Here is a 12,045-nt window from a genome sequence, read left to right as displayed (position 1 = left end):
TTAGCGGCAGGGCGCGAGCCCTCCGGTGTGTTGGCAATAACAAGGAACTGGAGAGCTCGCGGCTGTCGACTTAGTGGAATTGGTCGAGGCAATGGTGAGCCGCTGGCCGTAAGGCCTCGGGCGGGCGCCTGGATGCCCGGCCGCTTACGCGTCGCGGCTCACGAAACCGACAGCCCGCTTACGCCCTGCCGCTAAAACCTCGTCAAACACAGGAAATAAATCGTTCACGGCGTAGGGCGGAGCCTGGGAACGAGTGACCGATGGCGTGCAAAGCATGCCCTACTGCGAAACCGCTTTGGCCCGCGTCCGGTCCTGCTCCACCGATTGAGACCAGGCTTCCAGTGAATCGTTCATCCGAGAGACACGCTCGGGATGCTGCGCCGCGACGTCGCGTGATTCGCTCGGGTCCGCGGCCAAATCGTAAAGCGCCGGCGGGCGTTTGGATTGGCCCTTGGGAACGCCACGGGTGACGTAGGGCCGCACCAATTTCCATTTGCCTTGACGCATCGCGGCGTTGTGCGAATAAAGGGGCTCGGTGCGATTCCATTGCCAGTACCGCTGACCGGGCAACTCCGTGTCGTCGCCATTGCCCGCCAACAGTCCGGCCAATGAAACGCCGTCGAGCTCGAGCGTCGGCGGCAGCTTCAACCCACACAGATCCATCAGCGTCGGCAGCACGTCCGTGAAATGCACCAGATGCTCCCGCTCGCCGGGAGTGAACGTGCCAGGCCACCGGACCAGAAACGGCACCCGCATTCCGCCCTCATAAACCGTGTACTTGGTGCCGCGAAGTTCGCGATTGAAACGACGTTGGACCAGCGGATCCAGCCCATTGTCGCTGGCGAACAGCACGATCGTCTGGTCACGAATTTCCAGTCGATCGAGTTCCGACAACAGCTCACCGATTCCCTCGTCCAAGATTTCGATCATGGCATACACCGTCGCCGTCTCGCGATGGAGGCCACGCTGCAGGTACGGCGTGATCCGTTCTTCGGGCGCGGCGATCGGTCGGTGCGGCGCGTAGTGTGCCAGGTGCAAAAAGAACGGCTCGTGTTGGTGCCGCCGCACAAACTCCACCGCCCGGGCGGACAAGTCGGATGTCAGATAGCGATCACTGAATGCCTCGGTCTGACGCTGGATCTGCAATCGATAATCAAAGTAGCTGGGCACATCGGTGGAGTTGACAAAGCCTTCAAACTCGTCAAACCCCCGGTCCAGCGGCTCAAAGCCGTCACCATTGCCGCAGTGCCATTTGCCGACCAGGCCCGTCGTGTAGCCCTGGTTCTGAAACAGATCCGCGATCGTCGTTTCATCAGGTCTCAGCCGCGTCAACGAGGGATACGTCAACTGGTTCAACGTGACCACCCCGGTGCGATGGGGGTAGCGACCGGTCAGTAGGGCCGCACGCGCCGGAGCACACACCGGAGCAGCGGAGTAGGCCTGAGAAAACCAGACGCTTTCGCTTTTCAGTTGATCCAAATTCGGGGTGCGGCTGCGGCCACCGTTGAAGCTGGCCAGATCTCCCAAGGCCATGTCGTCGGCCAGGATCAGGATCACGTTGGGCGGCGGATCGGCCGCGGAAAGCTGCTGCGGCGTCCCGGCGATGCCGAACGTCAACAGCGAGCCGGTCGCGAAAAACAGCATCGATGCCACCGTCCATCTAAAGTTGATCAGCAAGGCGTTTCCTCAAGTCTTGGGTTTTTAAACATGGGGTCCAGGTCCTCAATAGGTTAACACGCATCGTCACTCGTTTGACTTTTGCGGGTGTCAACCCCTCGGGGTTGAACAAGACTACAATACCGAATCCTTCCCTCGGAGCCGATCGGCTCCTCTCCATTTGGCATGGTCGCGGTTGCAAATGTCTATCCTTCGTTTTATTGCGTTGCTTGGTTGGATGCTCGTCCCCGGACTCGGTTGGGCGGTGCAACCACCGGGGAACGATTCGGCCGAACGGATCAAGATCGAAAATCCGCCGGCGATCCAGGTGCTGGTTCCCGGTTTCGAAGTGCACGAGATTCCCGTCGAGCTGACGAACGTCAACAACGTCCGATTCCGAGATGACGGGAAACTGTTCACCTTGGGATACAACGGTGACGTCCACTTGCTGAGCGACAGCGACGGCGATGGACTGGAAGACCAGGCGAAACTGTTTTGGAAAAACGAAGGCTCGCTGCGGGGACCGATCGGCATGTTGGTCACGCCCAAGGACTACTCGCATGGCCAAGGCATCTTCACGCCCAGCAAAGGCAAGCTGTCGTTGATCGTTGACACCGACGGCGACGATCGGGCAGATGAGGAGATTGTGGTGGCAACGGGTTGGGACGAGATTCCCCAAAACGTTGACGCCACCGGAATCGCCATGGGCTCCGACGGGTCCTTGTACTTCGGCCTGGGCACGGCGAACTATGCCAACGCCTACTTGATCGACGATCAAGGTGTTGCGGAGTACGACTTGCAAAGCGACCGAGGCACCGTGCAGCGTGTCTCGCCGGACTTCAAGACCCGTGAAACGGTATGCACCGGCATCCGTTTCCCGATCGCATTCGCCTTCAACCGGCACGGCGATTTGTTTTGTGCCGAGCAAGAAGGTGCGACGTGGTTGCCCAACGGAAATCCGTTTGATGAATTGCTGCATATCGTCCCGGATCGTCATTACGGTTTTCCGCCGCGGCACCCGCGACACAACCCGGACGTCATCGACGAACCGTCGGTGTTCGATTACGCCCCACAACATCAATCGACGTGTGGGATGGTTTTCAACGGTGACGGTGCGTCGGCGCCTCGATTCGGTCCCAGCGGTTGGGCGGAAAACGCGCTCGTTTGCGGCGAGTCGCGTGGCAAGATCTGGCGAACCCAACTCGCCAAAACAGAAGCCGGCTATGTCGCAACGACCCAGTTGTTGGCGTGTTTGCAAATGCTGACCATCGATGCCTGCGTCGCCCCAAATGGCGACTTGGTGGTCGCGTGCCACAGCGGACCGCCGGACTGGGGCACCGGACCGACGGGCCAAGGCAAACTGTTTCGGATCCGTATGTCCGATCCGGACATCGCCCGCCCCCACCACGCCTGGGCAAATTCGCCGCGTGAAATCCAGATCGCGTTCGATCGTCCGCTCGACGCCGCGATGATGCAAAACGTCGCCGATCGAATCGAGATTCAGTATGGCCCGTTCGTCCGCGCCGGAGATCGATTCGAAACCCTGGTGCCACCCTACGCCGTCGTTCAGCGTCAATTGGCAACCCCGCGCCGAAACCTCGCCATCCGCGGCATGGCGTTGTCCGCCGATCGTCGCAACGTGCTGTTGCAAACCGATCCGATGCTGGCCAATTCACACTACGCCGTTTCGATCCCCTATCAGCCCATCGACGACCAAGCGTCGAATGGATCCATCGAGCAGGTTCGGTCGATCGACGTGGACGTGACCTTAAACGGTGTAAAGACGACGTTCACCGGCGACTCCGATGACGGGGCGGGGGAAGTTGTTTGGACGGGGTGGTTGCCGCACGTCAACTGGCAGGTGTCCGACGAATTCACACGTGAAAGTGCGATCCACGATCATCTCCGTTCGCTGATGCCGAACGGGGGCGAGATGACGATGAAGTCGCGGCTGGACGTGAAGGACCTGCTGCGACCGAAAGTCCAACCGGGTTCGACGTTGGATTACCAGTGGCCCGAAGAAATCGTCACACTGACTGCCACTTCGTCCCAGCCGTTGAGTCTTGAAATCGCCGGCCGGCAAATCGCGGCGACGCGCGGGGATGACGGAAGATTCACCGCCCGCGTCGAGATTGCCCCCGAGTCGGCGGACAGCGTTTCGCTGACGATGCGTGCGCGGGTGGCCGCGAACTCCACGCCCGATTGGTCGCTCGCCGCATCAACCAACGAAGACTCGCGATTGCGTGCCTTGCCACTGCGCCGTTTCGACTTGCCGTGGACCTCGACGTCTGATTCGGATGCCGAGCCGGTTGAAGCAACAACAATCGCTGAGATTGAAGGTGGGAACTGGGGACGGGGGCGTCGCGTGTTCCACAGCGACGCGGCCGGTTGTTTCAAGTGTCACGCGATTCACGGCGGCGGCCCCAACATCGGGCCCGACCTGACCAATCTGGTGCATCGCGACTACGCCTCGGTCGAACGTGACATCAAGCATCCAAGTTTTGCGATCAACCCGGACTACCTGGGCAACGCGGTCTTGACCACCGACGGCCGCGTGTTGACCGGAACCCTGCAAACCCGGCAAGGGCATTTGATTTTGGGGGACGCCGACGGCAAGACCACGCAGTTGACAAGAGCGGAGATCGACACGATCAAGCCGGCCGACGTGTCAGTGATGCCCAAGGGCCTCGACGAAAAACTGACGCCGGACCAGTTCCGTGACCTGATGACGTTCTTGCTGAACCCGCCGCCGCAGATGCCGCTGGATTCGCCGATCGAGGCGCCGCCGGTCCGCACCCAAGCCGAAGTCGCCACCGTGCTGGCCGGGTCGCAGCCGCTGCCGAGCCCGCTCGAACCGATCCACATTGTCTTGGTGGCGGGCAAGAAAGACCATGGTCCGGGCGAACACGACTATCCGGCATGGCAGATTCAGTGGGGACAGTTGCTTGCGGCCGCCGAAGCCGCGCACGTCGATGCGGCCTGGAATTTTCCTGATGACAAACAGCTCGCGACCGCCGACGTCCTGGTGTTTTTTCAGAAAGGCGATTGGAATGATCAGCGACAAAGCAAAATGGACGAGTTCTTTGATCGCGGCGGCGGAGCCGTTTACATCCACTGGGCGGTCAACGGAAACGACCGGGCCGCTGAGTTTGCCAGACGGATCGGATTGGCGTCCAAGGGAGGCAGCATCGGTTACCGGCATGGACCGCTCGCCCTGAACGTCCACAACACCGACCATCCGGTCATGCGCAACATCGAGCCGCTGCAGTTGTATGATGAAAGTTATTGGCGACTATCGGGTCAGCCACAGGACGTTACCTTGTTCGCGACCAGCATCGAAGACGGCGAGGCACGGCCGCAGATGTGGGCGTACGAGCGTTCGGCAGGCAGAGTCTTTGTCAGCATTCCCGGCCATTACAGCTGGACCTTCGACGATCCGATCTTCCGCACGATTCTGATGCGGGCGATGGCGTGGACGGCCCGCCAGCCGATCGATCGCTTCAATGACCTCATCCCGCTCGGCGCGCGAATGTCAAAGTAGGGGTCAAAATCGACAGGGGCTTCCCGCCTGACTGTCCGAGTTTTAGTAGGCTCAAATTCCTTTCAGCGGAATGTTTCGACAAGGTTCCTTTTTCTTTCCTCCGGTTGTCGGTTGCATGAAAACACAACGATTTTCGATCACTTGGTTCGGCGTCCTGATCGCGGGAATGAGCGTCACGACGGGAATGACGGTGTGCGCCGCCGACGCATCACCAGCAGCCAAACCCAACATCGTCCTGTTTCTGGTCGACGACATGGGCTGGATGGACAGCACACCTTACGGGTCGCAGTACTACGAAACCCCGAACATGAAACGGTTGCAACAGCAATCGATGCGTTTCACCAATGCTTACGCCGTGCCGTTGTGCTCACCGACGCGCGCCTCGATCTTGAGCGGCCAATACTCCGCTCGCCATCGCGTCACGTCCGCCTCCGGTCATCAGCCGGCCGCTCCCGCCGATGCGTCTCCGTATCCCGCCCGGGCGCCGGCCAACCGTCCATTGATTTACGCCAACAGCAAGAACTACCTGGACCTGGATCTGGATACGCTGGCCGAGGTATTGCGCGGCGCGGGGTACCGGACCGGGCATTTTGGGAAATGGCACTTGGGATTGAGCCAAGAGCACTGGCCCGAACAGCACGGTTTTGAAGTCGCCTTCCACGCCGAACCGAGTCCTGGTCCGGCCAGCTACTTTTCGCCTTATGGAGTCCATGCCAACGGAGTGCCTTCGGGAAAACATCACGTCGGAACGATCACCGATGGTCCGGCAGGCGAATACATCACGGACCGATTGACCGACGAAGCGATTCGATTCGTCGAAAGCCACCAAAACGAACCGTTCTTTCTAAACTTCTGGCACTTCGCCGTGCACGGACCGTGGGGGCACAAGGAAGAGTACACGAAACGGTTTGCCGACAAGACCGACCCACGCGGCCGACAAGACAACCCGATCATGGCATCGATGCTCAAGAGCGTCGACGAAAGCCTCGGCCGTGTGTTGGACACGTTCGACGAACTCGGCTTGACCGACAACACCCTGTTCATCTTCTATTCCGACAACGGCGGCAACACGCACAGCAACGTGCCCGGCAGCCGGCAGATGGAGAACATCAAACCGGGACATCCGAAATGGGGCTTCGTCCAAGACTGGAAGAAATGGGCCGGTGATCAGCCACCGACCAACAACGCGCCGCTGCGTGAAGGCAAAGGAAGAATCTATGAAGGAGGTCAACGCGTTCCCTTGATGGTGCGGCTGCCCGGTCAGGTTCAGCCCGGTTCGAACAGTGATGCCATCGTCGGACCGATCGATCTGTACCCGACGATTCTCCAGGTCGCGGGCGTCGAGAAGCCCCGGCGACACATCATCGATGGCGAGTCATTGCTTCCCGTGTTGAAACAAACCGGCCGGCTCAAACGCCAAGCCTACTTCACCTGGTTCCCGCACCTGATTCCCGCGGTGTCGGTTCGCCAGGGCGATTGGAAATTGATCCGACGGTTCGAGCCGCATCCCCAATACCCCGAGGTCCGCGAGCTTTACAACCTGACCGACGACATTGGTGAAACACACAACCTGGCAGACGCGATGCCACAGAAAGTGGAAGAGTTGGATGGATTGATCGACCAATTCATTCGTGACACGGGGGCGTTGACCCCGAAACCGAACCCTGACTTCAACGCAAACTCCAAAGCGGATCCCACGGGAACCTCCGCATCATCCGACACCACTTTGGGATTGGTTGCCCGTAACTGCGAACTCGTCAAGACGGACGGCGCGATCCGCGTCGTGGGCCGGGGACGTCAGCCGTTTTTGGGAACGGCCCAAGTCAAATCCGACAGCCCGCTGACCCTGCGGCTTCGTGCCCGCAGCACGACCGGTGGTGAAGGACGAATCCAATGGAAGACCGTTGGTCAGGACACCTTTCTCGAGTCGGGCCAAGTCATCCGCTTCGATCTTTCGGCAGGAGCATCCTGGCAAGACATCACCGTTCAGATCCCCGTCATTGGCAGGACCAGCGTTGTCCGCTTGTATCTTCCGGCCGAGGAAAGTGTGGTGGATGTTCAATCGATCGATTTTCGAGACGAAAGCGGTCGCGGAAAATCATGGGACTTTTCTGCTCAAACCACGCCACCCCAACGTTAAGAGTCGTTGGAGCCGTATTGCTCCGTCAACTTTTAGATTTAGGCTGCCGCGGAAACTTGAAAGGTCAATCTGTCACTTGCGGAACGACGAAACGATTACTGGGCCCACGGATGGCAGCGCGAACCCACGGATTTTGTGCACCCTGTCATCCGTGGGTTCGCGCTGCTATCCGCGGGTGTCATTTTCGATGGATAGCCCGTTGAGAGTGCTGGTGTGCTACCGCTGACGATTCACTTCAGCAATTTCATCGCTTCCTTTCAGCTGGAAACGAAAAAACCCGCCGAGAACCGCAACGTCTGTTTCCAGGCATCGCGTTCATCGGCGGGATAGGATTCAATGCATCCGTGGGGATGCAGCTGAATGAAACGCGTCAATCAGTGATCGAGCGGGATTAGTTATCGAGCGCCCCGTCCAAGTCGGCATCGGTCGAAGCCGATCCACTTGCATCGACATCGAGTCCGGAATCGAGTGACGCGTCGGCTTGGATCGATCCGTCAGCATTGAGCGACGTGTTTCGATCGCGACGACTTTGGTCGTTGTCTTGGACATCACCTTGTCGAAGGGCTTGGTCGGCTCCTTGCCGAATCGCATGAAAAAGCTCCTTTGATTTGCGACTGAAGAGTCGCCGGACACGGATCCCCTTGTCCGAACTGGCCATCAAATGACCTTGGGGTTGATGCCCCCGACAACAAACATCGACACCGATGCGCTATCAGTGGCGGCGAGTGACTTGCAGAGGGCGTGCACCGACGTGCGTTTGCGCACAACTGTTCAGTTGGCATTTCGTGGTCCAGCGAGTGAATCGTAAAAACAGGTGGCAAATCGATTGAATTGCTTTGCTGGCAACCTTATAGTGAAGAAGTGGCCGTTGGGGGGTTTGGCTATCCGACCGTTAAGGGAAGCACCAACACCGATTGAATCGAGGCCGGGGCATGGCATTGAAACAGTTCTCATCGCACGTGAAAAACGTGCCTCATCGCGTACGTCTCGCGTTTCTTCCGCTTTTGACCGCGATTGACTATGCCTGTCAATCGAACTGTGACCGCTGGCAATTTGCCGTGGAGATGGAACAGTTAACGGCCTTGGACATGGCCCCGAATGATTTTCGTTGGCTGGTGCGAAATGGCTGGGTGCAACATCAGCGTGAAGTGACGTTGGAGAGTGACGACGGGCGGACGTTTTTGCCGTCAGGTGATCTGACGTTTCCCGAGCGAACCTGCTTTGTGCTCACCGACCGGGGCATCGAGTTAGCGCAGGGGTTGTTGGCCAATCATCAAGCCGATGTCCCCGAGATCCAGGCTCCGCTTCAGCCGCGCCGGGAAGCGACCGAGGCCATCTTGGCCGGCGGTGTCAACTTGCGAGCCGTCAACGGCAGTCGTCTTCATGCGGGGCAACGACCGCGTTGGGATTCGGAACGTCGCGTGTTGGGCGTGGGCGGCACGATCGTGAAGCGTTTCAAATGGGTCGCGGTCAACCAGCAAGCGATCCTGTGTGCGTTCGAAGAAGAAGGATGGCCGCCGAGGATCGATGATCCGCTACCGCCGCATCCCGAGCAGGACGCCAAGCGCCGGTTGAGTGACACGATCAAATGTCTTAATCGAAAGCAGACGAACCCGTTGGTCCATTTTCGCGGCGACGGGACTGGCGAAGGCGTCGTCTGGGAATTCGTCGACGGCCGTGATTGACGCCGCTGAGAACTCCAGCTGGCCCCTTTTGCTTTTTCCCAAATCTCTCCATGCAACATTTTCTTGTCTGGCTGCTCCTCCCCACCGTCTACCCCATTTTTCTGCCCCTGATTTTTCTGCCATCTCCAGAAATCAGAAAGTGGGTGGACCCATTTGTCCGTCGCCGACGTTGCTTGCCGGGCTAACAACAACCGTGCAATGGGCCCAATAGGACACATCGGACGTATGGGTTCAATAGGTCCTATTGGTCTGATCGATCGCGGGACCCATCGCCGGCGGAGGTTGGAACATCTTCCGGAGCGCGGGCGATCCGTTGTGGACGCCTTTCCCATTGGCTTCCGTTGAAACAGGCGTGCCGTCTTGTCGAATGGGGGTTGTGCAAAATCTGCGTTGTGTGGTTCGCCGAAGATTCGGTTTGCGTTTCCAACACGTTTTCCATTGAGTCCGCCGTGTCAGCGTTTGTGCCACTCGGGTTCGGCTGGCAGCCTGATCTGCCCGACGGTCGCGACCGGACGTTCCGGGATTGCGAGATCATGGACAGTTTGAAACGCTTGCCCGCCCGATCGGGAGCAGTGTTGCCGGACGTAGTCGATTTACGTCGCGACTGTGAAGGCGTCTATTTCACCGACGTTGATGATCAGGGACCGCTGAATGCTTCGTCGGCGTTTGCCGTGTTGGCCCTGGTGGAATACTTTGAGCGACGGATTTACGCCCGTGCCTTCGAAGGATCCAAACTGTTCCTGTATCAGGCGACCCGCCATCGGCTAGCGGCAACGCAACAGCCGCCGGCCGACGTGGGCGCTGACATCCGCAGCACGCTGAAGACCCTGATGCAAATCGGGGTGCCGGCGGAAACGAGCTGGCCCTACCAGACGGAACGGTTTGGCACCGCGCCGAGTCCTTTTGTCTTTGCCGACGCCAAACCGGTGGCCAACGTCTGCTATCTGCGACTCGATGAACCCAACCGCCCGGGCGCGCGAACGTGGGCCATCGTCAAATCGTTTCTCGCTGCCGGATTCCCCGTCGTCTTCGGCTTTTCGGTTCCCTCCTCGATCACGTTCGACGCCCACATCCCCTACCGGCCGGAGCACGATGCCAGCCGCGGCGGCCAAACGGTCGTTGCCATCGGGTACCACGCCGACCGCTACGGTCCCAATCAGGACGCGCTACTGATTCGCAGTTCTTGGGGAAGACGATGGGGAGACAATGGGAACGGCTGGCTTCCCGTCGCCTTCATCCGCCGTCAGCTGGCACGCGATTTCTGGACCCTGATTTCGGCGGAGTGGTTGGATAGCGGGGAATTGAGCCGGCCGGCAAGCTGCGGATAGCGCGGACGTCCAAACGGCAGCCAGCGCAGACTCATTCGTCCGATTCCTTTCCGTAGTCGATCCGTGGATTGACGGTTCAAAATCATCGGCAACCGATCACGCCGAGACCGATGCCGACCACTTGGGAGAATCATGATGGCCAAAAAACGAGTGACCAAAAAAACCGCCCGACGAGCCACCAAGAAAAAAGCGAGCCGGACGTCTTTGACGGCACAGGGATCCGCGGATGAGTTCACCTTGGAACCCGGAGACGGGGGGACCTTCGGCGGCGAGTTCGGTGCCGAGCGGACCGGGCGATCGATCGTCACCGTGATGGGGGATTCGCCGGCGAAGATGAAAAGTGCCCTGGCGGAGTTAAAGAACCGCGCGGGCGTGTCCAACGTGATGCGGATGTCGGACTTCGGCGTCGAATCATTCGAGCTGGCCCAAACCGAAGACGCCGAGGCCATCGTGCTGGACGAGCTCAACATCGCAATCGTTGATGGGGACGCCGACCAGATGCAACAGATGGCCGCGATGGAGGAATCGGGCGACACCGAGGTGATCATCGAACCGGAATACATGAACTATGCGTTCGATGACGTGGGTCTGGACGATGACGTGCTGGACGAAGGCGGCGTGGACCTGGAGACGTCGATCGGCGAAGCCGCCAACGTCTCGGCCGATTACCTGCGCGGTTACCAACAGGGCGTCAACGCGTTGATCCAATCGATGTCCGCAGGCGTCGCGGTCAGTGCCGCGCCCGGTCTTGTCGGTGCCTTGGCTGCGTTCAGCGACAACGCCGCGGCGACGTGGGGGCTGCATGCGACCCGGGTTCTCAATTCGCGGTTTTCCGGCCGAGGAATTCGTGTGGCGGTGCTGGACACGGGGCTCGATTTGAGGCATCCGGATTTCGCCGGTCGAACGATCCAGACGCAGTCCTTCATTCCGGGTGAATCGGTTCAAGACGGCAACGGCCACGGCACCCATTGCATCGGCACGTCCTGCGGAGCGTTGCGGCCGGGCGTGGGGCCGCGTTACGGCATCGCGCATCAGGCGGAAATTTTCGCCGGCAAAGTGCTCAGCAATCGTGGCAGCGGCAGCGACGGCGGGATCCTCAACGGCATCAACTGGGCCGTGCGAAACCGTTGTCAGGTGGTTTCGATGTCACTGGGTCGGCGTGTGCGTGTCGGGGAACGGCCGACGCGAAACTACGAAGTCGCCGGCCGCCGCGCCCTGCAGGCGGGAACATTGATCGTGGCGGCCGCGGGGAACGACAGCTCACGCCCTTCGCTGATTCAACCGGTGTCCAGCCCGGCCAACGCGTCGACGATTGTCGCCGTTGCCGCGGTCGATTCGAACTTGTCGGTCGCGACGTTCTCCAATCGCGGCATCAATCCTGCCGGAGGCGAGATCAACGTGGCCGGGCCGGGCGTCAACGTGCTCTCCAGTTGGCCGATGCCGGTACGACGACGCTCGATCAGCGGAACCAGTATGGCCACCCCGCACGTCGCCGGGATCGCCGCCTTGATCGCCCAAGAAATCCCTTCGGCGCGAGGCGTCCAGCTGTATCGTGAACTGCGTCGGCGTGTCCGACGGCTGCCGCTCGGCTCGGCCGACGTCGGCAATGGGCTGGCCGAAGCGGTCTGATCGCGGCGCCGTAACAAAAGTCGGGTACCAATCACACCGGCGCACATGTTGGTGTACAGGCTTTAG

General features: G+C 59.8%; 7 protein-coding genes. 5 read left to right on the top strand and 2 right to left on the bottom strand.

What is annotated here, in order from left to right; genetic code table 11:
• Positions 1-279 precede the first annotated feature (279 nt).
• A complete protein-coding gene (locus NZK35_RS19865; RefSeq protein ID WP_259634271.1) occupies positions 280-1,677 on the bottom strand; it encodes an arylsulfatase in 1,398 nt (465 codons plus the stop codon).
• 181 nt (positions 1,678-1,858) lie between these two features.
• Here NZK35_RS19865 and NZK35_RS19860 point away from each other — a divergent pair, with 181 nt between their 5' ends.
• Positions 1,859-5,197 (top strand): ThuA domain-containing protein, encoded by a 3,339-nt coding sequence (locus NZK35_RS19860; RefSeq protein WP_259634270.1) that lies wholly within the window; start codon positions 1,859-1,861, stop codon positions 5,195-5,197.
• A gap of 115 nt (positions 5,198-5,312) precedes the next feature.
• Positions 5,313-7,337 (top strand): sulfatase, encoded by a 2,025-nt coding sequence (locus NZK35_RS19855; RefSeq protein ID WP_259634269.1) that lies wholly within the window; start codon positions 5,313-5,315, stop codon positions 7,335-7,337.
• Positions 7,338-7,728: 391 nt separating this feature from the next.
• Here the strand turns inward: NZK35_RS19855 and NZK35_RS19850 are convergent, their stop codons facing one another.
• A complete protein-coding gene (locus tag NZK35_RS19850) occupies positions 7,729-7,995 on the bottom strand; it encodes a hypothetical protein (protein ID WP_259634268.1) in 267 nt (88 codons plus the stop codon).
• 310 nt (positions 7,996-8,305) lie between these two features.
• On the opposite strand from NZK35_RS19850, the gene NZK35_RS19845 reads away from it, so the two are divergent.
• The 3 genes from NZK35_RS19845 to NZK35_RS19835 all read left to right on the top strand — a co-directional run bounded on the left by NZK35_RS19845 (position 8,306) and on the right by NZK35_RS19835 (position 11,979).
• On the top strand, positions 8,306-9,022 hold the full coding sequence (locus NZK35_RS19845) for a hypothetical protein (protein WP_259634267.1): 717 nt from the start codon (positions 8,306-8,308) through the stop codon (positions 9,020-9,022).
• Positions 9,023-9,471: 449 nt separating this feature from the next.
• On the top strand, positions 9,472-10,350 hold the full coding sequence (locus tag NZK35_RS19840; protein ID WP_259634266.1) for a C1 family peptidase: 879 nt from the start codon (positions 9,472-9,474) through the stop codon (positions 10,348-10,350).
• A gap of 135 nt (positions 10,351-10,485) precedes the next feature.
• Positions 10,486-11,979, top strand: a complete 1,494-nt coding sequence (locus NZK35_RS19835) for a S8 family serine peptidase (protein WP_259634265.1) — start codon at positions 10,486-10,488, stop codon at positions 11,977-11,979.
• The last annotated feature ends 66 nt before the right edge of the window (positions 11,980-12,045 follow it).

The organism is Stieleria sedimenti, from assembly GCF_025060895.1.
Classification (GTDB): Bacteria; Planctomycetota; Planctomycetia; order Pirellulales; family Pirellulaceae; genus Stieleria; species Stieleria sedimenti.
Note: the sequence above shows the minus strand (reverse complement) of the source record. Positions and strands in the feature narration are given on the sequence as shown.